Source organism: Gracilibacillus kekensis, from assembly GCF_900143085.1.
Lineage (GTDB): Bacteria > Bacillota > Bacilli > Bacillales > Amphibacillaceae > Gracilibacillus > Gracilibacillus kekensis.
In genome coordinates this window covers 41,627-64,948 of record NZ_FRCZ01000008.1, presented here as the reverse complement: position 1 = coordinate 64,948, position 23,322 = coordinate 41,627, and the positions used below count along the sequence as shown (strand labels likewise).

Genomic DNA, 23,322 nt, shown 5'->3' with positions numbered 1-23,322 from the left:
TTCTTACGCCTTAAACCATCTTATAGAAAAAGGGAAGTGAAAAACTCCCCTATTCACTCGCTTATACTTCAACAACATGTACTTTAATTGTTCCTGTTACTTCAGGATGGATCTTCACTGGAACATTCGTATAACCTAAGCTGCGAATTGGCTGATCTAGTTCGATTTTACGCTTGTCCATTTTGATATTATGTTCTTTCTTAAGAGTTTCGGCGATCTGTTTACTTGTAATAGAACCGAATAATCGGCCACCTTCACCTGATTTTGCAGTTAATTTCACTTCTAAACTCGCTAATTTTTCTTTTAGTTGCTTTGCTTCCTCTACTTCTTCTTGTTCTAGTTTTTTCTCTTTGTTTTTCTTCGCATCTAATGCTTTCATATTTGCCTGATTAGCTTCAATCGCCAGATTATTTTTAAGCAGGAAATTACGTGCATATCCATCTGATACGTTTTTTACTTCTCCTTTTTTTCCTGTATTTTTCACATCTTTGGTAAAAATCACTTTCATTCTGAATCTCCTCCTTCATAGTATTCATCAATAATATCCTTTAACCATTCATAGGCATCAATAACCGCCATGTCATCTAATTGGGTAGCAGCATTCGTTAAATGGCCGCCACCGTTCATTTTTTCCATAAGCACTTGGACATTGATATCTCCTAATGACCTTGCACTGATTCCGATACGCCCATCTTTCCTTTCCGAAATAACAAAAGATGCTTCCACACCTGTCATCGTCAGGAGTGTATCCGCTGCTTGCGCGATTACCACTGGACCATATGGCTCTCGTGAATTACCTACTGAAATCGCAATATTACCTCGATAAATGTTTGTGTTCTCTATCAGCCTGCTTCGTTTCACATATATGTCCAAATCCTCTTTTAAGAACTTTTGCACAAGTACCGTGTCCGCACCTTTTGAGCGTAAGTAGGAAGCTGCATCAAAGGTACGAGAACCCGTTCTTAATGTGAAGCTTTTTGTATCGACGATAATCCCTGCCAATAATGCTGTAGATTCTAACATATTTAAGGATAATTTGCTTGGTTGGTATTCTAATAACTCTGTTACTAACTCTGCCGTTGAGGACGCATATGGCTCCATATAAACCAAGGTAGGGTGATCCACAAACTCTTCGCCGCGACGATGGTGATCAATCACAACGACATGGTCTGTTTTTTGAATTAATTTTTCCTCTTGAACCATTGATGGTTTATGCGTATCTACAATGACTAACAAGGTATCTTTTGAGACGATATCTAAAGCCGAATCAGGGTCAATGAAATGGGACCACAGCTCCTCTTTTTCCTTCATTTCTTCCACTAATCGCTGCACACCTGTATCAATATCATTTTCATCCAAGACAATATAGGCCTCTATATCATTTGCTTGTGCAATCTTTAATACACCAATCGAGGAACCGATGGAATCCATATCAGGTGCCTTATGCCCCATCACCAATACTTGATCGCTTTCCTTCACTAATTCCTTCAAAGCATGAGAGATAACACGAGCTCTAACTCTTGTTCGTTTTTCCATTGGATTTGTCTTACCACCATAAAAACGAACCTTTCCTGATTCATCATCTTTAATGACGACTTGATCTCCGCCTCGTCCTAACGCTAAATCCAAACTTGATTGAGTTAGTTCTCCTAGTTCAGGTAATGACTCACTACCCAATCCGATTCCAATACTTAATGTTAATGGAACGTTTTTATCAGTAATCAATTCTCTCACTTCATCTAATATCTCAAATTTTATTTTTTCCAATTCCCCTAATATTTTTTGATTCATCACAGCCATGAAACGTTCCTGTGACGTCCGTTTTAAATAAATTTCATGTTCATGTGACCATTTGTTAAGTGTTGCAGTAACCTGAGAATTCAGTTGACTTTTCGCTGTATCGTCCATATTTTGAGTGATTTCTTCATAGTTATCTAAAAAGATGATACCTAACACCGTTTTTTCATTTTGATACATATGATGTAACTCGGTCTGTTTTGTTCGATCAAATAAATAAAGTAATCGCTCTTCTTTCTTGTTGTAAACCTGGAAATCATACTCGTCAATGGTCAGCCAAAAAGTATCCTTACTGTCTTTTAATTGTGAAATGAGATTATCAGATAAAATCTCTAAATTCTCACCGACCAACGTATCTTCCTTTGTAAATTCATTCAAATAGGGATTTGCCCATTCAATTTGATAGTCTTCACCATATAACATGATTCCTATCGGCATTTCTAATAAAGCTTCTTCACCAACTTTTTTAACCCGATAAGATAGCGTCGAGATGTATGCCTCTGTTTGATCAACCAGTTGTCGTTCACGCTTAATACTGTAATATAATGACACAGTAAAGAATATTGCCATGATGACTCCGAGTATCCAGTGATAATAAAACAGAAATATAAGCAACAGAAACGATAAAATATAAATAGCTATAATATGCCGTCCCATTACAACTGGTTTATCTATAAATTTTGGCATTGTTGTCAGCTCCTAACTAAAGTACCTCTTTACTTTGCCATTCTTTTTCTTAATTCAAACCCTAAATCAATTATACCTAAGATTCTGATCAAATAAAGACCTATTAGCGGAAAAAATACTACAAACAGAATACTAATAATAGGTAATGCTAAAGATTGCCCTTTTGTATGACTATAAAAGAAGATAAAGGATAAGCCTTGCAAGGCAATCAGGATTCCTGCTAAATGATAGATGTTCCATACTACAACAGATCCAATGGTGGAATAGTCATCCGCTACAAAAAGCGAAATAATTAACGTAAAAAAATAAATCCACAATATAAGTTTCGGCAGTTGTAATTTACGAAAAGCCGGAAAATAAAACGCTTCTCTATACCATTTATTCATTACTTTAAAAGATATCCACTGGGTTAAAATGGCTAAAGCCATCGACACTACGACCAAAATGACCGGCATTAATTGTAACGTATTCATCATCTGATCTCGTATGATTTCAAAATCCTGCTGGCCCATCCCAAAACTCTGAAATAAATCCTCGGTCATCTTTAGTGATTCATCAATGGTTTGCTCAAAATTCTCCATAATAGAAAATTGCAGCACCACTTCGATATAAGCGTAAACAAACACTAATCCTAAAACAAAACCCGCTGTTCCTTTTGCCCATGTTTCATATGGATGTTGTTGTTTTGTGATCGACCAGCCCATCATCCCTCCACTAATAAAAGCTATGATTGCTAAAGGGACGGTTAGAAAAGGAAACACTAGTAAAGAAAAAAGAAACATGATCCCTAATGCCAGTGCTGTCCATTTTAATGGATATGCTTTCATTAATAAAATAACAGGAATTGGCAGCAAAAATAAGAATATACCTGCCAGAAATGGTGCTAATACGGATAATAATAGAAGTAAGAAGAACATCCCAATATATATGAAAAAATCCTTCTGAATTGGTTGTTGATTCATTGTTTAAACCACCTTTGACGTGCTCAATTTGATCGAAAAAGCACAGCAAGAAAGCGCTGTGCTTTTCCTCCGTACCATTCACTTCTATTCTAATTATATACGAACTAAGTAGTAGCGACAAATTAAAGCTTTTATAGAAAAATGATATGCCATTCTATCTTATTTCCAGTATAATAAGGATGGAATCAAAAGAGGAGGTAACATAAATGATAAATACAATAATTTTTGACCTTGATGATACTCTACTATGGGATAAAAAAAGTGTGAAAACGGCATTCGAAAAAACCTGCCAACTAGCAGAAGAAAAATACGGGGTCGATCCTGACAAGCTAGAAGAAGCTGTTCGTGAAGAAGCTCGAACTCTATATCAAAACTATGAAACATATGAATTCACGCAAATGATTGGCATAAATCCTTTTGAAGGACTATGGGGTAATTTCTTAGATGATCATACCTATTTTAAGAAAATGGCTGAGATTGTACCTAATTACCGTAAAGATGCCTGGACTCAAGGCTTACAACAACTGGGCATTGAGGATAAGGAATTTGGTGCTTATTTAGCGGAGCAGTTTCCGATTCATCGTAAAAACAGTCCATTTGTGTACGAGGAAACCTTTTCGATACTAGAAAAATTACAAAAAGACTATCAATTAGTCATGCTAACAAATGGTTCTCCTGATCTGCAAAATACGAAATTAACGATCACTCCTGAACTTAATGATTTCTTTGATCATATTATTATTTCGGGTGGTTTTGGTAAAGGCAAGCCTGACCCCAGTATTTTTGAGCATGTATTAGAGGTTGCAGACGTTTCGAATGAAGAGGCATTAATGGTTGGCGACAATTTAATGACAGACATTTTAGGTGCAAATCGTACGAGAATTAAAAGTGTCTGGATTAATCGCGAGGATAAAGAGAAGAATGAAGTAGAGCCAACCTATGAAATTAAACATCTAGAAGAACTACTTGCATTGCTATAACCAATCCTTAGTATATTAATTACTATTGGATAGACTTTGAGGCAAAAAGAGGCTGAGACATATATATTTTTCATAACTTCAAACACGAACTATGCTATATTTATTGTTGCATAATATAAGGATTGCTGTGCAATAAATAATGCAGTAATTTTGACATAAGGTGTGTGCGTAGCAACCGCTACGGCTAGTCCGCTTCCCTTTCCACGGGTTTTTCTCCTCAGCTAACTTTGGAAAGCAAAAACCGCTTGCCAAAGTGGATCTTCGGATAAAAATATCCCGTAGGAGTAGAAGCGGACGCCTACGCTAATTTGATATGCTACAACGCTAGCATGAGGTAGCATTTTGTCATTTCTCTCGTTTAAAAAATTCGTTGATTGAAGTCACAACTCAAAATGCTATCTGTCACAGTAGTTGTAGAACAAATATGTTAGCGCAGGCCGCCCACTTTCACTCCTGTGGGAACGTTTTATCTGAAGATCCTCTTTTTTAAGCGTCCTTTGCTTAAAAAAGTTAGCTGAAGATAAAACCCCGCGGAAAGGAAAGTGGGCAGCCGGAGCAGATGTACACCAGTTTAACCTATTTCAAAATTACCACACCGTTTATTGCGCAGTTTCTCCCTAGTACGCAGAAAAATCCAAACGATTTCACCTCATCGTTTGGATTTTTCTAATTATTGAATTATTTTGTTGCAGTCTATAATTCCATTGCTGTTAGTTTTTCGATTTCGTCGATTTCTTTTAATGCTTCTATTTCTTCTTCTTCTAAATATTTGTCTACACTTACAATCATGATCGCTTCTCCGCCTACATCTGAACGCCCTACTTGCATGGCGCCTATATTGATTCCTTTTTCAGCAAACAAACTACCAACTTTACCAATAACACCTGGTCGGTCATTGTGTTTAATTACGACAAGGTTCCCTTCAGGTACTACATCGACACTGTATGCGTCCACTTGTACAATGCGTGGTCCTAGGCCATTTAGTAATGTACCAGAAATAGAACGCGTGACATTTTTAGTTTTCACTTCTACTTTAAGTAAATTGGTGAACCCTTTTGGTGTGGAAGATTTATTTTCATTGACTCGAATACCACGCTTTTCTGCTAAATAAGAAGCATTCACATCATTAACATGGTCACCTAGATGACGTTTTAGTAAACCTTTAATGGTATTACGAGTTAATGGTGCTACTTCCATTTCCGTTAGGTCACCAGAATAAGAAATGTTAATCTCTTCGATTACACCGCTCGTTAAGTAGGTTAAGAAGGTACCTAATTTTTCAGATAGATGGAAATATGGTTCAATTTTGTTCATGATTTCTTTTGGTACTGCAGGTAAATTAACAGGATTTTTCGCTACTCCTTCTGTTAAGTAACGTACCACATCATGGCTAACATCAATCGCTACATTTTCCTGTGCTTCTACCGTACTTGCACCTAAGTGTGGTGTAGCGATTACCTCTGGTAATTCTAACAGGCGATGGTCCGTAGCAGGCTCTTCTTCAAATACGTCTAATGCTGCTCCTGCTACTTTTCCTGATTTAATTGCTTCATATAGAGCATCCTCATCGATAATACCACCACGAGCACAATTAATAATGCGTACTCCATCCTTCATTTTTTCAAAAGCTTCTTTATTTAATAAGTGTTTTGTTTCCTTAATTAAAGGTGTATGTACTGTGATAAAATCTGCAGCTACCACCACATCTTCTACTGAGCCAAGGTCTACTCCCAGTTTATCGGCTCTATCTTTTGTTAAGAATGGATCATATGCAATAATATTCATGCGCTGGCCTTTCGCACGTGCAGCTACTTCAGCACCAATTCTTCCCATACCAATAACACCTAATGTTTTTCCTTTCAATTCTACGCCTACATGTGTCTTACGATCCCATTTTCCATTTTTTAATGCTAAAAATGCCTGTGGGATTTTACGAGCCAATGACATCAGCATCGCAACTGTATGCTCAGCTGCAGAATTCGTATTTCCATCTGGTGCATTTACAACAATGACACCATACTCAGTTGCTGCGCTTAAATCAATGTTATCCACACCAACACCTGCACGACCGATAATTTTAAGATTAGATGCTTGACTAATAATATCTCTGGTCACTTTGGTTTGACTACGTACAAGTAGTGCGTCATAGTTACCAATTTTTTCCGCTAATTCATCAGGTGATAAACTTGTCTGAACATCCACTTCGATATTGTCTGCTTCCCGTAACGGTTGGATTCCATCTTCACTTAACGGATCACTGATTAATACTTTAAAAGCCATGGTTGTCCCCTCCATTATTATTGTATCTTCTTTTTTGATATTCACTTGTTTATGTCATAACACTTATTTCGTGAATATTTTCACTAAAAAAGTTATTTGCTTTCCATTTCATCTATTATAGCACTTTTATTTCCTCTATTACTACTCAATTTATCCTTCAATCATAGCAAAATTTGTGATAATGTCAAGGGCATTAATCGTGTTTGGTTGTTTTTAATGTTCATTATCGTTAATGTTAATGCTTTTTTCAATCTAATAACGAACATTTACAGAAATTTTAAATCTATATTTCGTCTTTATGCATTTCTTGCTTATTTTTAGAAAAATTATCCCATCCAAACGTACTTTACTTAGAATTTGCTCGATCTTTTTATAGTTCATTAAAACTTACAAATGATAAAGATCTTTAGCTCCACTCATTTACAGTTATTTGTAAATTACAATTGACAGTTTTGTATATTTTTGCTATATTAACACTGTTAAGTTAACGCCGTTAATGTAAAAGGAGGTTAATAATGAAAAAGTCAAATGGTGAAGAAGCTAAACAAAAAATTATAGATGCTGCCCGCTCTTTATTCATCTCAGAAGGTTACCACCAAGTATCTATGCGTAAAATTGCAAACACTGTTGGGTACTCTCCAACAAATATTTATAATTACTTTCAAAATAAAGATGAACTTGTTTTCCATCTACTACAAGATGGCTATCAATTATTTTATTTAGCTCTAAAGGCCCCTATTCAAGAGGATGAAGACACACCTATCAGATTAAAAAAACTCCTACATGCATATATCCAATTTAGTATAGACTCCCCTGAATATTACGAATTAATTTTTGTTCAAAATCTTGAAAATCAGCATCATATATCTTTAATGGAAAGTGATCGTTTAAGAGGGTTTCAACTTTTAGTTGATCAAGTGGAAGATTGTATAAAGGAAGGTTGGATAGATGAAAAGGACGCAGTAATCATAAGTCAATCGATTTGGGCTCATTTACATGGGATAGCATCTTTATTAATTTCATTCCAAACATTTCCATGGAAGCAAAAGCAAGATCTTATTTCTTTTCATATCAATACTTATCTGAATGGAATTATTAAATAAAAGGTGGGATTATATTGAAAAAAGCAATTTGGATTATAGGTACGATTCTTGCTCTTTGCATTTCTGGGTATTCTTTAGTTCAGTATTTTGTATTAGAACCTAGTAAGTCTGGATTTGTCATGTCAAAAATTCAAATAGGCGACGTATTAAACCAATTTTGGTACATTATGTTATACATTCATGCATTCTCAAGTTTACTAGCTTTAGCATTAGGACCTTTTCTTTTATCTGAGAAAATAAGAAATAAAAATAGAGAAAGACATAAACTTTTTGGAAAAGTGTATTTAAGTTGTATATTATTTGGGGGACTGACTGGTTTTTATTTAGCCTTTGAAGCAACAGGTGGCCTAATATCTACTTTAGGGTTTGGCTTCCTAGCATTTTTCTGGCTTGTAACTGGTAGTATGGCTTTTTATAAGATCAAACAACGAAAAATTCAGCAGCACCGCAAATGGATGATTCGGAATTATTCATTAACCTTTGCTGCGGTCACACTCAGACTATGGCTTCCTTTATTCGTATTAACCGCTGGGGTCGAAAACTATGAAACAAGTTATACAATCATATCTTGGTTATCTTGGGTACCAAATCTCCTTGTAGCAGAGCTCTACGTACGAAAAATGACTACGACTTTCAAAAATGATTTACTTGATCAATCACATGCTTAAATAATAATTGCATAGAAATTTTTCATAGCTCTCAGAAGAACTTTTTTTCTTGTACCTATCATTTTTCATACTGTTCCAATTCTAAATTGCTATTTAAATTAGTGAACACAATATCCTTATCATCACCTATTCAGTTTCTTATTCATGACAAATGACAAAGATAAAATAAGTAGAAGTGGACAACTGCAGCGATGGTTTCGTGTACGCTTTATTTCAAAATGGCTACTCTGATCACAAATGCCTTGATACCGCTGATTATATACTTTCCTTGCTTAATATAAAAAAGCACTATAGAAAAACCTCTATAGTGCTTCTTCTTCAATATCAGTCATTAACGTAAGGCAATAAAGCCATTTGACGAGCACGTTTAATTGCTCTTGTCAATTTACGTTGATATTTTGCAGAAGTTCCTGTTACACGACGAGGAAGAATCTTCCCACGTTCTGAAACGAAACGTCTTAATAAATCAACATCTTTATAGTCGATGTGTGTAATACCGTTCGCTGTAAAGAAACACACCTTACGACGCTTTGCGCGTCCACGACGAGCTGCCATAATTAAAAACCTCCTTTAAATTAAAATGGTAAATCATCATCAGAAATATCTACCGGCTCTCCACTATCTTGGAATGGATTGTCGCCACTATTATTCCCTTGATTATTTTGGTTATTGTTTTGATTGTTGTTATTTTGATTAAATTGATTCTGGTTTGCTTGACTCGGTTGGTTCTGATTCGGATTTTGATTATACCCTTGAGATCCCTGTGTATTAGGTTGTCCACCACCAGATCCACCTCTTGATTCTAAGAACTGGATTGAATCTGCTACTACTTCTGTCATGAAGACTCGCTGACCTTCCTGATTATCAAAGCTACGAGTTTGAATTCGACCGTCTACACCGATTAAGCTTCCTTTACCCATGTAGTTTGCAAGATTTTCCGCTTGCCTTCTCCATGTTACACAGTTGATAAAGTCTGCTTCTCGCTCACCTTGTTGATTAGAGAAAGGTCTGTTACAAGCTACTGTAAAATTAGCTACGGCTACGCCATTTGGTGTATAACGTAAATCAGGATCTTTCGTTAACCTGCCGACAAGCACGACACGATTTAACATCAGAACCACTCCTTATTATTGTTCGTCTTCGCGAATTGCCATGTAACGTAAAATGTCATCAGAGAATTTCGCTTGACGATTAAATTCGTTAATTGCTGTTTCGTCACCTTTAAAATTAATAATTACATAATATCCATCACGGTGATCGTTGATTTCATAAGCAAGACGTTTCTTACCTACTTCTTCAACTTTCTCAATTTCCGCTCCATTATTCGTAAGGTAACCACTGAAACGCTCTATTAAAGCTGTTTGTGCTTCCTCCTCGATATTTGGGCGGATGATGTACATGATTTCGTATTTATTCATCCGTTTACACCTCCTTTTGGTCTTGGCGGCTCTATTTTTGTAATAGAGCAAGGAATAATAGTCTCATTACTCACAATAAAATATTATACCAATATTCTTTAATCATTGCAAATATTAATTAATATAAGTCGATGGATAATGATCCTGTTATACGTTGAAACGGAAATGCATAACGTCTCCGTCTTTCACCAAATATTCCTTACCTTCTAATCTTACTTGTCCTTTTTCTTTTGCAGCTTGTTCAGACCCAGCTTCCACCAAATCATCATAAGATACGGTTTCAGCACGAATAAAACCTTTTTCAAAGTCACTATGGATAATACCTGCTGCTTGAGGTGCTTTGATTCCTTTTTTAAAGGTCCATGCCCGTACCTCTTGTTCACCTGCTGTAAAGTATGTTGCTAATCCGAGTAATTGATAGGTTGCTTTAATCAATTGGTCTAATCCGGATTCTGCGATACCTAGTTCTTCTAGGAACTCTTCTTTCTCTTCCCCATCTAATTCTGCAATTTCTGATTCAACTTTTGCGCTGACAACAATAACTTCAGCTTCGTCTTTCTTAGCAAAATCTTTCACTAGCTGTACGTATGCATTGTTGTCTACTTCTAATAATTCATCTTCACCTACATTGGCAACATACATAACAGATTTACTTGTTAATAAATGCAGTCCCTTCACCAATTTTTGCTGTTCATCATTAAACTCTACTGCACGTGCAGGTATTTCCTCTTCAAAAGCCTCTCTTAATTTGGTAAGTACTTCTAATTCAGCCATTGCTTCTTTGTCCTTTTGTCTAGCCATTTTTTCAACCCGCTGAATTCTTTTAGATACTGTTTCTAAATCTGCTAGGATCAGCTCCAGGTTAATGGTTTCGATATCTGAAATAGGATCTACTTTACCCGACACGTGGGTAATATTGTCATCTTGAAAACAACGTACCACATGACAAATTGCATCGACCTGGCGAATATGTGAAAGGAATTGATTACCAAGTCCTTCCCCTTTACTTGCACCTTTAACGATCCCTGCAATATCTGTGAATTCAAATGCCGTCGGTATGGTTTTCTTTGGTTTTACGAGTTCTGTTAATTTTTGCAGTCTTTCATCTGGGACTTCTACAATCCCAACGTTTGGATCAATCGTACAGAATGGATAGTTTGCAGATTCTGCACCTGCTTGCGTTATTGCGTTAAATAACGTTGATTTACCCACGTTAGGTAAACCAACAATTCCTGCTGTTAATGCCATGTAACTTTCACTCCTTAAGGATTCCGTCCATATGAACGTATCGGTCATACCAATTATAGTGATACTTTCTCTAATTGACAAGTTATTAAAAAACAAAAATCAAGGGACTACACCCCTTGATTTTCAATTTTTTCTTATATAAAAAAGCAATTATATGTCATTGTAACTCGCAGAAAAAACGAAAATGTTTCACGTGAAACATTTTTTTATTCCGCATGAACAAGTACTTTTTTCATTTTTTGTTCAAATCGTTTGCGTGGGATCATTACGCTGTGCCCACAACCTTCACATTTCACGCGAATATCCATGCCCATTCGAATCACTTTCCATCGATTTTCACCGCACGGATGAGGCTTCTTCATTTCTACTATATCATTTAATTGAAATTCTTTTCGTTCCATCCTCTCACCTCTTCAACGTACATTTTATTCTCTCTTTATTATATTAAATTTTTTTATAAAATGGAAATAGTAAGATAGCGCAAAGTAAATATAAATTTACTATTCCATATATCGGATATAACAATGCAATTAAAGTTGAGAAACCTATTTTGGTTAGAGGGGTTACGAGTAATAATACAACAAGGGCAATATGCCACATTTTATATTTTAGAAAACGGGCTAGTCGTGTAACAAGTCCTAACATACTGGATATTGCAGTTGTAAAAATTGCAAACCATAACAAAATGGTCATGATAATATACGTGTAATTAGGGTAATTTTTTAATATTGCAAACAACGGAATTTCATATAAAATGATAATTTCTGATATTTGAATTAAACTATTGTTGTATAAATAGGAAGTAAGACCAAGTATAAGCCCACTACCAATACTCGCAATGAAGATTTCCCCTTTTGACTTTATCTTATCCCCTACTGCTCCTATCACTGCCAGAATAGACAAAATATTTAATGCGGTAAATGTAAATGCCGCTGTCCAATTCGCCTGATGATCAAGAGCTAATAAAAAAGTCAACTTTTGATCAAACGTGTAAATCAATAAAATAGATAACAAACCAATGATCAACAATGGTAAAATTACTACATTAAAAGTAAGTATACCATTTATACCTTTTACAAAAATAATAATGATAAATACAACAATAAATAGAATGCCCACCCATTTAGATAGGAAAATCGCTTCAAATGTTGCTCCACTTCCTGCAATCATTACTACAGTAGTTGACATTAAATAAAAGAAAATGAGTACATCATAAAATCTAGCAATTTTACTTCCTAATATCATTTCTAATAAGTTATAATAATTATCTGTTTTATTCGTATAACTCACCATCATGGTTATTGTAACGGAACAGATAAATAATATAGTAAACAGAACAATTGCTAGTCCACTTTCATGACCAAAAAATTGCCATAACTCTCTCCCTGATGCATATCCTGCACCTACCATTGTTCCTACAATTAAGAACATCCATTTCAAGCCAGATTTCCACATACCTTTGCCTCCAAAAAGCTTTAGATATATTAAAAATATGCAACAGAAGTCAAAGGTATGTGATAAAAAAATTTAAACTTACATTAGAAATGAATAACTGAAATAAAAGGGGATAAATATAAATATAGCTGGCAGGAAGTCTCCGATTTTAATTTTAGTGATATTTAAAATATTTAAACCGATCGCTAAAATTAACAAACCTCCGATGGCCGTCACTTCATTAATAAACCCATCCAGTACTTGTTGTGGTAACCATTTATTAATTTGGACTGCTAACAAAGCGATAGAACCCTGATAAAGCACAACAGGAATTACCGAGAAAATGACACCATAACCTAATGTCGTCGTTAAAACCATCGCCATAAAGCCATCTAAAAAAGCTTTGGTTATTAACACTTCATGATCTCCTCTTAATCCTCCATCCAGCGCGCCAACTATTGCCATAGCACCAACAACAAATATTAAGCTAGCAGTAATAAAACCTTCTGTTAGGTTACTTTTCCCTTTTTTATTAACTTTCCTTTCAATCCTTTCACCGATTATATTTAACTTATCTTCAAGATAAATACCTGCTCCAATAAGAGCTCCTATTAATAAACTTAATAGAATAAGGACGATATTTTCGGCTTGGATTGCCATCTGTATTCCTATTAACGACACGACTAATCCTATTCCCTGTAATGCAGTTGTTTTCATTCTTTCTGGAATATTGGTAAAAATCAGACCTAAAACCGTTCCGATAATAATACATAACCCATTTATTAATGTCCCTAATAATACCATGCACTTTTCACCTTCTTCCACCTTGTATGTACAATGAAAAGGTCTGATTATTTGCGCTGAGCAAACAATCAGACCTTTAATTATTCCATTTTATCCAGAATACGATTTAAATCATCATCCGAGAAAAATTCGATTTCAATTTTCCCTTTGCGTTTGCCTTTGTTTATTTTGACGTTTGTACCAAAGAAGTCTTTTAAATGGTTTTCTCTTTCTACAATAAAAACATCTTTTATCTCTTTCTTTTGCTTTTGCTTCACTGGTTGATTATTTAACTCATTGATGAGCGCTTCAACCTGACGAACATTTAATTTTTCTGTTATAATTCGCTTTGCAACAGGCTTTATTTTTTGCTTATCTTTTAAGCCTAAAAGTGCTCTTCCATGTCCCATTGATAATTCACCATGACTTATTTGAGCAATAATATCTTCCGGTAAGCTGAGTAAGCGTACTAGATTCGCAATATGCGACCTACTCTTTCCTAAGCGCTTAGCTAACTCATCTTGAGTTGTCCCTAATTCATTAATGAGACGGTCATATGCTGTCGCTTCCTCAATAGGTGTTAAATCCTCACGTTGAATATTTTCTAATAAAGCTAATTCCATCATCTGCTCATCAGTTAAGTCTTTAATAACAACAGGAATCGTTTCTAAATTTGCTTCTTTTGCTGCTCGAAATCGTCTTTCTCCAACAACTATTTCGTAACCCCTAATACTTTTACGAACTATGAGAGGTTGCAATATACCATGCTGAATAATAGATTCCTTTAATTCCTCAATTGCATCAGCTTCAAAGACTTTTCTAGGTTGATATGGATTTGGCCTGCATTTTTTTAATTCAACCTCTTCTATTTTATCTGATTCATTTTCCTCTATTTCAGGGAAAAAGGCATCTAATCCTTTTCCTAATCCTCTAGCCATCCGCAATCACTTCCTTTGCTAAATCAAGATATACTTCTGCACCTCTCGACTTAGAATCATATGTTATAATCGGTTGCCCATGACTTGGTGCTTCACCTAATCGAACATTACGTGGTATTACGGTTTGATATACTTTATCCTGAAAATATTTCTTTACCTCATCTATTACCTGCAAACCTAGATTAGTTCTGGCATCCAGCATTGTTAATAGAACGCCTTCTATCATCAGTTCTTTGTTTAAATGCTTTTGTACTAGACGAATGGTGTTTAACAATTGGCTTAAACCTTCTAACGCATAATATTCACATTGTACAGGTATTAAGACAGTGTCAGATGCGGTTAACGCATTGATTGTCAATAAACCTAGTGAAGGCGGACAATCTATGATAATAAAATCATATTGATCTCTAATATTATCAATGGCTTTTTTCAACCGAACTTCACGTGAAATAGTCGATACTAGTTCAATTTCCGCTCCAGCTAATTGAATGGTAGCAGGAATAATATCTAAGTTAGGAATTTCCGTATGTACGCACACTTTACTAGTTTCTATATCATCTACTAATACATCATAGATACAATGGCTAACATCTGCTTTATTAACCCCTACACCGCTAGTAGCATTACCTTGTGGGTCGATATCTACCAATAATATTTTTTTATTGAAATGTGCTAATCCTGCACTCAAATTAACTGAAGAAGTCGTTTTGCCGACGCCACCCTTTTGGTTTGCAACGGCTATTACTTTTCCCATGATGTCACCTACCTCTTGCTTCATTTCTTTTATTTTATCACTAATTCGAACAAATAAATATTTGTTTTTACAAAAAGTTAATAAATAGTTCGATTGATACAAAAAAAATAATAGATTTGTTATTTCTTATCATAAAACAACCCATCTTTGCTATTACATAAAGATGGGTCTATTCTAGCATCATTTTTTCTTAGGGATTTTAATGGTTATTTGATAAAAATCCTCATGATCTTGTTCATCGGTTTCTAAGTCAACACCTGTATCAGACACCATGTCCAAGGATTGCCTGATTGTATTCATCGCTATACGCATATCTTTATTAATTCCTTTAAGACGCGGCTTTTTAGGCTTCTTTTTATCTGCCATTAATCGATCAATCTGTGCTTCGGTTTGCTTTACATTTAAATCTCTATCGATTATTTGCTTTAAAACTTTCAATTGCAGCTCTTCACTTTTTAAACCGATTAACGCACGTGCATGTCTTTCTGTAATCACTTTTTGTAAAATGGCCTGTTGTACCTCTTCTGGCAATTTCAACAGTCGCATTTTATTCGCTATCGTTGATTGGCTTTTCCCTAACCGTTGCGCAAGCGCTTCTTGTGTTAACTCATGCATTTCGATTAATTTATCATATGCGATAGCTTCTTCGATTACTGTCAGTTCCTCACGTTGCAAGTTTTCTATTAATGCAACCGATGCGGTCTCCTTATCCGTCATTTCACGAATAATGGCAGGTATCTTTTCCCATTCAAGACTTTTAGCAGCACGCCAACGTCTTTCCCCTGCAATAATTTCATATCGTTCTGCTTCATCTTCGATTGGGCGAACGACAATCGGTTGGATCATACCATGTGTATGTAATGTTTGTGCTAATTCTTTGATTTTTTCTTCGTTAAATATTGATCTTGGTTGGTATCGATTTGCTTCGATCGAGTCTATGTTTAAGAACAATACTTCATCCTGAAAACTCTCGGCATCTTCTATAACATCCTCTACAGCTTTATCACCAATACCAAAAATACGACCAAATGGGTGTAACATATTAAACACCACCTTTTTCTTCTTCACCAAAATTATGAATATACGAAACTATTATACCTGTACAATGGATCTATATAAAAGTATAAAATGGGAAAACTTGCTTAAAACATGGATTTAAGCAAGTCATTGAAGCCGTTTATATTCCAAAATGTTTCACGTGGAACATAACTAGTAATCTGTTAGTATCATTTTATCACAAAAATACAAAAAGCGATAAAAAATATAAATTATTTTTTGTAAATTATTATTTATCATGATGTAAACTTACATCATATTCCTCTTGAATCAATAAAACTAAGATTGGAAAGAGACTATCTGATAGGTATCTGGAGAGCTTTTAGACTCCTATAAAATAATGTTTTATTTTATAATGGGCTTTTGTTAGGTACACCAGGTTTTCTAGGGAATTTTTTAGGTGTTTTTCTTTTTTTATCGATGATTAACATGTTTCTTTCCCCATTATCCTCAGGCAACATAAAATATTCAACCTTTTTAATTTTTCCACCGAGTAACTCAATAGCATCTTCTGCATCTTTTAATTCATCTTCAATATTTGAACCTTTCATCGCAATAAACGTTCCATTGGTTCGAAGCAAAGGTAAACACAATTCAGACAGAACTGATGTTCTGGCAACAGCGCGTGCCATTACCACATCGAATTTATGTCTAAATTTATCATTAATACCAAACAGTTCGGCACGATCATGATAGAAGGACACGCCTTCCAATTCTAACTCTGATGCCAAGTGATTTAAAAATGTAATTCGTTTCTTTAATGAATCAACAATTGTTACTTTAAGCTGTGGAAAGATGATTTTGAGTGGGATACTGGGAAACCCTGCCCCAGCCCCCACATCACATAGATGTAATTCATTCGAAAAGTCAAAATAGAATGCCGCTGTTAACGAATCGAAAAAATGTTTGACATATACCTCTTCTTTTTCCGTAATTGCTGTCAAATTCATTTTTTCATTCCACTCGACTAAGGTGTGGAAATACGTGTCAAATTGTTGTAATTGTTGATCGGTAAGCGTGATACCTTCTTTATTTAAATGTGTTTGAAATGACTGGAGATTCATTTAGCCCCTCCTCTATTATTCGTTCGATACTTTTGCTACATTTCCTTGTTCAATATAGACTAATAAAATAGAGACATCCGCTGGATTTACACCAGAAATTCGAGAGGCTTGCGCCACAGATAACGGTCGTACTTGTTTTAGTTTTTCTCGTGCCTCTGTTGCTAATCCACTTATATCATCATAATTTATGTTATCAGGAATCGCCTTATTTTCCATCTTTTTCATTCGCGCTACCTGTTGATTAGATTTTGATATATAGCCTTGATACTTAATTTGGATCTCGACTTGCTCCTTAACATCAGCAGCTAATTCTATTTCCGCAGGTGCTACTTGCTGAATAACATCATAGGTAACTTCCGGTCTTTTCAATAAATCATACGCTAAAATACCATCTTTTAATCTTGTACCACCAATCGATTCCATTAATTGTTGTAATTGTTCTGTCGGTTTTAATCGGATATTGCTTAACCGTTCTTTTTCTTCTTCTATTAAATGTTTCTTTTCTTCAAATCGATGAAAACGTTCCTCTGAAATTAAACCAATACGATGGCCAATTTCTGTTAATCGTAAATCTGCATTATCATGGCGTAATAATAAACGATATTCAGCTCTGGACGTTAATAATCGATATGGTTCATTTGTACCTTTTGTTACAAGGTCGTCAATTAATACACCAATGTACCCTTGAGAACGATCTAAAATTAACGTCTCTACATCTAATGCTTTTGCTGCCGCATTGATACCTGCCATCAGACCTTGTCCTGCCGCTTCCTCATAACCGGATGTTCCATTAATTTGTCCAGCTGTAAACAGTCCTTCGACATTTTTCACTTCTAACGTAGGCCATAATTGTGTTGGTACCACTGAATCATATTCAATTGCATAACCACCACGCATAATTTCTGCTTCTTCTAAACCAGGTATGCTTCGCAAGATTTCTCTTTGTACATATTCTGGTAATGAAGTAGATAAACCTTGAACATACACTTCATCTGTATTGCGTCCTTCAGGCTCTAAGAAAATTTGATGACGTGGTTTATCATGAAAACGAACAATTTTATCTTCAATTGATGGACAATAACGAGGTCCTGTCCCTTTAATCATGCCTGAATACATTGCTGACAATCCTAAATTGTCATTAATAATAGCATGAGTGTTTTCATTCGTATAGGTTAACCAGCAAGGAATTTGATCGACAATTTCTTCTGTAGTTTCATAAGAAAAATGTTGTGGATTGTCATCCCCTGGCTGAATTTCTGTTTTCGCATAATCAATCGTATGATTATTGACCCTCGGTGGTGTTCCAGTCTTAAAACGAACAAGATCAAAACCGATTTTCTCTAGATTTTCCGCTAATTTAACACTGGCACGTTGGTTATTCGGACCACTTTCATAAGAAATATCACCAGTAATAACACGTCCGCGCATAAAGGTTCCTGTCGTAATAATGACAGACTTCGCACGATAAAGTGCTTTCGTTTCTGTGATGACCCCTTTACATGTACCATCTTCAACAAGAAGTTCTTCTACCATACCTTGCCTGAGCGTCAAATTCTTTTCTTGTTCTAATGTCTTTTTCATCTCTTGAATATATAGTGGTTTATCTGCTTGGGCTCGTAATGCTCGTACAGCTGGCCCCTTGCCTGTATTAAGCATACGCATTTGAATATAGGTTTTATCAATTACTTTGCCCATTAAACCACCTAAAGCATCTATTTCACGTACGACAATTCCTTTCGCAGGGCCACCAATCGATGGATTACACGGCATAAACGCAATCATATCTAAATTCAATGTTAAAATTAATGTTTTCGCACCTCTTTTGGCAGCAGCATACGCAGCTTCAACACCCGCATGTCCTGCACCAATTACGATCACATCATATTGACCAGCTTCATAGGTTGACATTGCTGATCCTCCTTTAATTTACTTATTTTCCTAAGCAGAATTGAGAGAACAATTGATCAATTAAACTATCCTGCAATGTATCCCCTACAATTTCACCTAACAATTCCCAAGCTCTTGTTACATCAATCTGGACTAAATCAATTGGCATCTCTGCATCCATTGCTTCCACCGCGTCAGATAATGCTGTTAACGTCTGTTGCAACAACTGAATATGCCGTACATTTGATACATAGGATAGATCACCAGTGTCTAACTCCCCTTCAAAAAAGGTATCAGCGATTGCTTCTTCTAATGCATTCATTCCTTTATCTTCAATTAAAGCAGTGGTGATGACCTTTTGATTAGCTGCAAGTTGTTTTACTTCTTCTACGTCTAGTTTAGCATCAAGGTCGGTTTTATTCACAATCACAATATATTCCAAACCTTCGACCGCCTTAAAAAGATTGCGATCTTCCTCTGTAAGTTCTTCTCCATAGTTTAACACTAACAAAATCAGATCTGATTCTTTTAAAGCTTGACGTGATCGTTCCACACCAATTCGTTCGACAATATCTTCCGTTTCACGAATACCTGCAGTATCCACCAATCGCAGCGGAATCCCGCGAACATTGACATATTCCTCAATTACATCTCTTGTCGTTCCAGGTATATCTGTTACGATCGCTTTTGTCTCTTGGACAAAAGCATTTAACAAGGAGGACTTACCTACATTCGGACGGCCAATTATAGCTGTGGCAATTCCTTCACGCAAGATTTTTCCTTGCTTTGCCATACTCAGGAGTTTTTCTACTTCTTGATACACTTCCTGGGTTCTATCTCTCAACATTTGATGCGACATTTCTTCAACATCATCATATTCTGGATAGTCTATATTAACTTCCACATGTGCGACAGTTTCTATTAATTTTTGTCGTAATTGATGGACAAGCTTTGATAATTTGCCATCTAACTGTTTAAGAGCGATGTTCATCGCCTTGTCTGTTTTAGCACGGATCAAATCCATGACAGCTTCTGCTTGTGACAAATCAATTCTACCATTTAAAAAAGCACGTTTCGTAAATTCACCCGGTTCTGCCAGACGTGCACCATATAGCAAAACATGTTCTAACAAACGATTAACAGATGCCAGCCCCCCATGACAATTTATCTCTACCACATCTTCTTTGGTAAACGTTTTTGGGGCACGCATGACCGAGACCATGACTTCTTCCATCATTTCATCGGTCTTTGGATCGATCATTTTGCCATAATGAATCGTATGTGAATCAACCTGCTTCAGGTCTTTACCCTCAAACAGTTTATTACTTATGGTTATCGCTTCTTCCCCGCTCAATCGAACAATGGCTATCGCACCTTCTCCGATTGGCGTGGAAATCGCGGCTATCGTATCTTTCTCCATTTCTTCACCTCCATTTTTTTAAGATCTCTATATCAATCACTCTTCATTATCGTTTAGTGTCACTAACTTATTAGAATAGCACAAAACTATACCACTTGAAAAGATATCCACACCTAGTTTTCGTTTTTTCTTTCAATTTATTTTATCCACATGTTAATAACTTTTTAAAAATAAAAGTATTCACAACTTAAAGTTCTTCTTCGCCGAACTACTTTATCGCTAAAATTGTATGCTTTTCTAACGTATATGAAAAACCGGGAACCCACCCTGTCCTTTTAGTAGTAATTTTGAAATGTATAATAGATTTAAAACCCGCTACGGCTTCCCCACTTCACTTTTACCCATAGGGCATAAGTCAACATCTGCTCAAGCAAGCTTTCGGAGTGTATCCTATACCAAGGACGTGTCTTCAGCTAACTTTTTTGAGCGGTTTGTGCTCGAAAAAGTTAGCTGAAGGGAAAACGCCATGGAAAGGGAAGTGGACAGCAGAAGCGGTGGATTAAAAGTCACTATATTTCAAAATTACTACTTTGATAACAAATGCCTTGATACCGCTGATTATATGCTTTCCATGCTTAGCACAAAAAAAAGCACGAGTAATCATTGATAATTACTCGTGCTTTGTCTACTTATTTAGGTTTGATCACAACATACCGGTTTGGTTCGGTACCTTGTGAATCTGTTTCTACTGTTTTATTTTGCTGCAATGCCGTATGAATCACTTTACGCTCATAGGATGGCATTGGTTCAATCTTGACCTCTTTATTTGTTCTAGAAGCCCGTTCAGCCAAACGCTCTGCCAGTGATGTTAATGTTTCTTTTCTTCTTTCACGATAACCTTCTGCATCAACAACTACCGTATAGTATTTATCAGCATATTGATGCATCGCTAATTGCGATAAATATTGAATAGCATTCAGCGTTTGTCCCCGTTTTCCTATCAGTAATGCTATTTTTTCACCAGCTAATTGGAATGTTACGACATTTTGATCCACTTTTATAGTGATTTTAACATCTAAATTAAATTCAGAAATAATCGATTCGAGATATTTCTGAAGTTTTTCGATCGGATCTTCATCCTTGGATACTTTCACAATGGCTCGTTTTGATCCAAATAAACCGAAGATACCTTTTTTTCCTTCCTCAATGACTTCGACTTTAGCTTGGTCCTCTGTGATGTTTAACTGCCTTAAAGCTGATTGGACCGCTTCTTCAACTGTTTGTCCAGTAGCAGTTAGTTGTCTCACTATTTTGTGCCTCCTGCATCCGCCTCATCACGTTTCATCATTGGGTTTTTAATTAATAATGTTTGCAACACCATAAAGATATTACCTACAACCCAATACAATGCCAATGCTGATGGGAAGAAGATTGCAAATACCCCGATCATAATCGGCATCAAGTAAAGCATCATTGTCATTTGAGGCATCATAGAATTTTGTGTTGCCGTTGTACCAGCCATCATTAACTTTTGTTGTAAATAAGTAAAACCAGCTGTTAAAACAGGTAATATATAGTAAGGATCTGGTGAATCTAATCGGAACCATAAAAACACATGGCCATCCAGTGCTCCTGTCCGCATAATTGCATGATAGAAAGCAATTAAAATCGGCATCTGTACAATAATTGGTAAACAACCTGCCAGTGGATTAACACCATTCTTCTGAAACAGTTCCATTGTTTCCTGTTGTAACTTTTGTTGTGTTTGTTGATCTTTTGAACTGTATTTTTCTCTTACCTTTTGTAATTCAGGCTGAATTGCTTGCATTGCTTTTGAACTTTTCAATTGTTTTATATTTAAAGGTAATAATACTAACCTAATCAAGATGGTTACAATAACAATAGATAAACCGTAGCCATACTCCGCATTAAAAAATTCCGCCACTTTTACAATCAACCATGATAGAGGGAATACAAAGTATTGATTCCAAATCCCTTCACTTTCAGGTGTAATGTCCTGGTCAATTTCTGTACAACCGGACAATAAAAGTATTACACCTACTAAACCCAATAATAATAGGAGCTTCTTACGCATCTTTATCCTCCTTATTTCCTTTACATACACGTTATTTATAGTTTTACATTTTACCACTACTTACTAACAACAAGCCAGCAATAATGGAATAAAAATAAATAAACTATTTAGTGGTTAACAAAATGTTCATTTCTTTTCTAAAAGATTCGTTTTATATAATAAATGGTTCACACTTTTTTTTGTTTGGTGAAAGTCCATTTCTTTTGTCGGTTTCCTTGCAATAATGATTATATCATAACTTTTTTTAATATTTAGGTCTAATTCAATAAATGCTTGTCTAATATAGCGCTTTACTTGGTTACGCACTACTGCATTACCGATTTTTTTACTAACAGATAAACCTACTCGATAATGATTTTGCTCACTTTTATGTAAATAGTAGATCACTAATTGTCGATTAGCAAAAGAAGCGCCCTTCTTAAAGACCTCTTGAAATTCACTATTTTTTTTAATTCTCCATGCTTTCTTCATTTTCGTGCGCCTCCATTAAAGCAAACATACTAAATTCCCATTAATGCCTTACATGGAAAAAGACCACTGAGTGTATCAGTGGCCTATGCAGACAATACTTTTCTACCCTTCTTACGACGACGAGCAAGTACTTTACGTCCATTTTTCGTGCTCATACGAGTACGGAATCCATGAACTTTTTTACGTTTACGATTATTTGGTTGAAATGTACGTTTCATTATATATTGCACCTCCCTGAGGAATTTAAAAATCATAATCGATTAGACAGTCTTACTCATTATACTGATAAATAAACTCAAATGTCAATGCCTGCAACGTAAAAAATAACAATCTATAA

At 35.6% G+C, this 23,322-nt stretch carries 24 protein-coding genes; 3 read left to right on the top strand and 21 right to left on the bottom strand.

The genetic code is table 11. The features are described 5' to 3' along the window. Positions 1-61: 61 nt before the first annotated feature. The 3 genes from rplI to BUC25_RS16760 are packed head-to-tail and all read right to left on the bottom strand — an operon-like array spanning position 62 to position 3,446. Positions 62-508, bottom strand: coding sequence for a 50S ribosomal protein L9 (gene rplI, locus BUC25_RS16770; protein ID WP_073203033.1), 447 nt, complete (start codon positions 506-508; stop codon positions 62-64). Beyond that, positions 505-2,484, bottom strand: a complete 1,980-nt coding sequence (locus BUC25_RS16765) for a DHH family phosphoesterase (RefSeq protein ID WP_073203032.1) — start codon at positions 2,482-2,484, stop codon at positions 505-507. The genes rplI and BUC25_RS16765 overlap by 4 nt, the downstream gene beginning before the upstream one ends. A 29-nt stretch (positions 2,485-2,513) precedes the next feature. Further along, on the bottom strand, positions 2,514-3,446 hold the full coding sequence (locus BUC25_RS16760; protein ID WP_073203031.1) for a YybS family protein: 933 nt from the start codon (positions 3,444-3,446) through the stop codon (positions 2,514-2,516). A gap of 206 nt (positions 3,447-3,652) precedes the next feature. Between BUC25_RS16760 and BUC25_RS16755 the strand changes: the two genes are divergently transcribed. Beyond that, complete coding sequence (locus BUC25_RS16755; RefSeq protein WP_073203030.1) at positions 3,653-4,426, top strand: HAD family hydrolase; 774 nt, start codon at positions 3,653-3,655, stop codon at positions 4,424-4,426. Positions 4,427-5,119: 693 nt separating this feature from the next. Here BUC25_RS16755 and serA read toward each other — a convergent pair. Further along, positions 5,120-6,706: a phosphoglycerate dehydrogenase gene (gene serA, locus BUC25_RS16750; RefSeq protein WP_073203029.1), complete on the bottom strand. Its 1,587-nt coding sequence runs from the start codon at positions 6,704-6,706 to the stop codon at positions 5,120-5,122. A gap of 515 nt (positions 6,707-7,221) precedes the next feature. On the opposite strand from serA, the gene BUC25_RS16745 reads away from it, so the two are divergent. Both BUC25_RS16745 and BUC25_RS16740 read left to right on the top strand, forming a co-directional pair. After that, on the top strand, positions 7,222-7,809 hold the full coding sequence (locus BUC25_RS16745; protein WP_073203028.1) for a TetR/AcrR family transcriptional regulator: 588 nt from the start codon (positions 7,222-7,224) through the stop codon (positions 7,807-7,809). 14 nt (positions 7,810-7,823) lie between these two features. Then, on the top strand, positions 7,824-8,477 hold the full coding sequence (locus BUC25_RS16740; protein WP_073203027.1) for a DUF2306 domain-containing protein: 654 nt from the start codon (positions 7,824-7,826) through the stop codon (positions 8,475-8,477). 324 nt (positions 8,478-8,801) lie between these two features. On the opposite strand, the gene rpsR is transcribed toward BUC25_RS16740, so the two are convergent. From rpsR to rpmH, 17 genes are all read right to left on the bottom strand, one after another. Next, a complete protein-coding gene (rpsR, locus tag BUC25_RS16735) occupies positions 8,802-9,032 on the bottom strand; it encodes a 30S ribosomal protein S18 (protein ID WP_058309181.1) in 231 nt (76 codons plus the stop codon). 20 nt (positions 9,033-9,052) lie between these two features. Continuing rightward, positions 9,053-9,589: a single-stranded DNA-binding protein gene (gene ssb / locus BUC25_RS16730; protein WP_058309182.1), complete on the bottom strand. Its 537-nt coding sequence runs from the start codon at positions 9,587-9,589 to the stop codon at positions 9,053-9,055. Between the two features lie 15 nt (positions 9,590-9,604). Further along, positions 9,605-9,895: a 30S ribosomal protein S6 gene (gene rpsF, locus BUC25_RS16725; protein ID WP_058309183.1), complete on the bottom strand. Its 291-nt coding sequence runs from the start codon at positions 9,893-9,895 to the stop codon at positions 9,605-9,607. 147 nt (positions 9,896-10,042) lie between these two features. Next, on the bottom strand, positions 10,043-11,143 hold the full coding sequence (gene ychF / locus BUC25_RS16720; protein WP_073203026.1) for a redox-regulated ATPase YchF: 1,101 nt from the start codon (positions 11,141-11,143) through the stop codon (positions 10,043-10,045). A gap of 206 nt (positions 11,144-11,349) precedes the next feature. After that, positions 11,350-11,544: a DUF951 domain-containing protein gene (locus BUC25_RS16715; protein WP_073203025.1), complete on the bottom strand. Its 195-nt coding sequence runs from the start codon at positions 11,542-11,544 to the stop codon at positions 11,350-11,352. Between the two features lie 43 nt (positions 11,545-11,587). Next, positions 11,588-12,598 carry a YkvI family membrane protein gene (locus tag BUC25_RS16710; RefSeq protein WP_073203024.1) on the bottom strand — a complete coding sequence of 337 codons (1,011 nt, stop codon included), beginning with the start codon at positions 12,596-12,598 and terminating at the stop codon, positions 11,588-11,590. 78 nt (positions 12,599-12,676) lie between these two features. Continuing rightward, positions 12,677-13,381, bottom strand: coding sequence for a DUF554 domain-containing protein (locus tag BUC25_RS16705; protein WP_073203023.1), 705 nt, complete (start codon positions 13,379-13,381; stop codon positions 12,677-12,679). Between the two features lie 80 nt (positions 13,382-13,461). Further along, entirely contained in the window at positions 13,462-14,298 is an 837-nt protein-coding gene (locus tag BUC25_RS16700) for a ParB/RepB/Spo0J family partition protein (RefSeq protein ID WP_073203022.1), read from the bottom strand. Then, on the bottom strand, positions 14,291-15,052 hold the full coding sequence (locus BUC25_RS16695) for a ParA family protein (protein ID WP_073203021.1): 762 nt from the start codon (positions 15,050-15,052) through the stop codon (positions 14,291-14,293). The genes BUC25_RS16700 and BUC25_RS16695 overlap by 8 nt, the downstream gene beginning before the upstream one ends. A 180-nt stretch (positions 15,053-15,232) precedes the next feature. After that, positions 15,233-16,093, bottom strand: coding sequence for a nucleoid occlusion protein (gene noc, locus BUC25_RS16690; RefSeq protein ID WP_073203020.1), 861 nt, complete (start codon positions 16,091-16,093; stop codon positions 15,233-15,235). Between the two features lie 365 nt (positions 16,094-16,458). Next, positions 16,459-17,172: a 16S rRNA (guanine(527)-N(7))-methyltransferase RsmG gene (gene rsmG / locus BUC25_RS16685; protein ID WP_073203019.1), complete on the bottom strand. Its 714-nt coding sequence runs from the start codon at positions 17,170-17,172 to the stop codon at positions 16,459-16,461. A gap of 15 nt (positions 17,173-17,187) precedes the next feature. Then, positions 17,188-19,080: a tRNA uridine-5-carboxymethylaminomethyl(34) synthesis enzyme MnmG gene (gene mnmG, locus BUC25_RS16680; protein WP_073203018.1), complete on the bottom strand. Its 1,893-nt coding sequence runs from the start codon at positions 19,078-19,080 to the stop codon at positions 17,188-17,190. 22 nt (positions 19,081-19,102) lie between these two features. Beyond that, positions 19,103-20,479 carry a tRNA uridine-5-carboxymethylaminomethyl(34) synthesis GTPase MnmE gene (mnmE, locus tag BUC25_RS16675; protein WP_073203017.1) on the bottom strand — a complete coding sequence of 459 codons (1,377 nt, stop codon included), beginning with the start codon at positions 20,477-20,479 and terminating at the stop codon, positions 19,103-19,105. Positions 20,480-21,108: 629 nt separating this feature from the next. Continuing rightward, positions 21,109-21,726: an RNA-binding cell elongation regulator Jag/EloR gene (gene jag, locus BUC25_RS16670; protein ID WP_073203016.1), complete on the bottom strand. Its 618-nt coding sequence runs from the start codon at positions 21,724-21,726 to the stop codon at positions 21,109-21,111. Further along, positions 21,726-22,514 carry a YidC family membrane integrase SpoIIIJ gene (gene spoIIIJ, locus BUC25_RS16665; protein WP_073203015.1) on the bottom strand — a complete coding sequence of 263 codons (789 nt, stop codon included), beginning with the start codon at positions 22,512-22,514 and terminating at the stop codon, positions 21,726-21,728. Before spoIIIJ ends, jag begins: the two co-directional genes overlap by 1 nt. 126 nt (positions 22,515-22,640) lie before the next feature. Next, a complete protein-coding gene (rnpA, locus tag BUC25_RS16660; protein WP_073203014.1) occupies positions 22,641-22,985 on the bottom strand; it encodes a ribonuclease P protein component in 345 nt (114 codons plus the stop codon). An 83-nt stretch (positions 22,986-23,068) separates the two neighbouring features. Beyond that, positions 23,069-23,203, bottom strand: a complete 135-nt coding sequence (gene rpmH / locus BUC25_RS16655; RefSeq protein ID WP_058309197.1) for a 50S ribosomal protein L34 — start codon at positions 23,201-23,203, stop codon at positions 23,069-23,071. Positions 23,204-23,322: the final 119 nt, after the last annotated feature.

Bases quoted from the DNA above. Each gene is read 5' to 3' on its own strand.
- rsmG (WP_073203019.1), bottom strand. From the start codon at position 17,172: ATGAATCTCCAGTCATTTCAAACACATTTAAATAAAGAAGGTATCACG.
- rpmH (WP_058309197.1), bottom strand. From the start codon at position 23,203: ATGAAACGTACATTTCAACCAAATAATCGTAAACGTAAAAAAGTTCAT.
- rpsF (WP_058309183.1), bottom strand. From the start codon at position 9,895: ATGAATAAATACGAAATCATGTACATCATCCGCCCAAATATCGAGGAG.
- rplI (WP_073203033.1), bottom strand. From the start codon at position 508: ATGAAAGTGATTTTTACCAAAGATGTGAAAAATACAGGAAAAAAAGGA.
- BUC25_RS16760 (WP_073203031.1), bottom strand. From the start codon at position 3,446: ATGAATCAACAACCAATTCAGAAGGATTTTTTCATATATATTGGGATG.
- mnmE (WP_073203017.1), bottom strand. From the start codon at position 20,479: ATGGAGAAAGATACGATAGCCGCGATTTCCACGCCAATCGGAGAAGGT.
- noc (WP_073203020.1), bottom strand. From the start codon at position 16,093: ATGTTACACCCATTTGGTCGTATTTTTGGTATTGGTGATAAAGCTGTA.
- serA (WP_073203029.1), bottom strand. From the start codon at position 6,706: ATGGCTTTTAAAGTATTAATCAGTGATCCGTTAAGTGAAGATGGAATC.
- ssb (WP_058309182.1), bottom strand. From the start codon at position 9,589: ATGTTAAATCGTGTCGTGCTTGTCGGCAGGTTAACGAAAGATCCTGAT.
- BUC25_RS16755 (WP_073203030.1), top strand. From the start codon at position 3,653: ATGATAAATACAATAATTTTTGACCTTGATGATACTCTACTATGGGAT.
- BUC25_RS16710 (WP_073203024.1), bottom strand. From the start codon at position 12,598: ATGTGGAAATCTGGCTTGAAATGGATGTTCTTAATTGTAGGAACAATG.
- BUC25_RS16745 (WP_073203028.1), top strand. From the start codon at position 7,222: ATGAAAAAGTCAAATGGTGAAGAAGCTAAACAAAAAATTATAGATGCT.
- mnmG (WP_073203018.1), bottom strand. From the start codon at position 19,080: ATGTCAACCTATGAAGCTGGTCAATATGATGTGATCGTAATTGGTGCA.
- BUC25_RS16705 (WP_073203023.1), bottom strand. From the start codon at position 13,381: ATGGTATTATTAGGGACATTAATAAATGGGTTATGTATTATTATCGGA.
- rnpA (WP_073203014.1), bottom strand. From the start codon at position 22,985: ATGAAGAAAGCATGGAGAATTAAAAAAAATAGTGAATTTCAAGAGGTC.
- BUC25_RS16715 (WP_073203025.1), bottom strand. From the start codon at position 11,544: ATGGAACGAAAAGAATTTCAATTAAATGATATAGTAGAAATGAAGAAG.
- BUC25_RS16700 (WP_073203022.1), bottom strand. From the start codon at position 14,298: ATGGCTAGAGGATTAGGAAAAGGATTAGATGCCTTTTTCCCTGAAATA.
- spoIIIJ (WP_073203015.1), bottom strand. From the start codon at position 22,514: ATGCGTAAGAAGCTCCTATTATTATTGGGTTTAGTAGGTGTAATACTT.
- BUC25_RS16765 (WP_073203032.1), bottom strand. From the start codon at position 2,484: ATGCCAAAATTTATAGATAAACCAGTTGTAATGGGACGGCATATTATA.
- rpsR (WP_058309181.1), bottom strand. From the start codon at position 9,032: ATGGCAGCTCGTCGTGGACGCGCAAAGCGTCGTAAGGTGTGTTTCTTT.
- ychF (WP_073203026.1), bottom strand. From the start codon at position 11,143: ATGGCATTAACAGCAGGAATTGTTGGTTTACCTAACGTGGGTAAATCA.
- BUC25_RS16695 (WP_073203021.1), bottom strand. From the start codon at position 15,052: ATGGGAAAAGTAATAGCCGTTGCAAACCAAAAGGGTGGCGTCGGCAAA.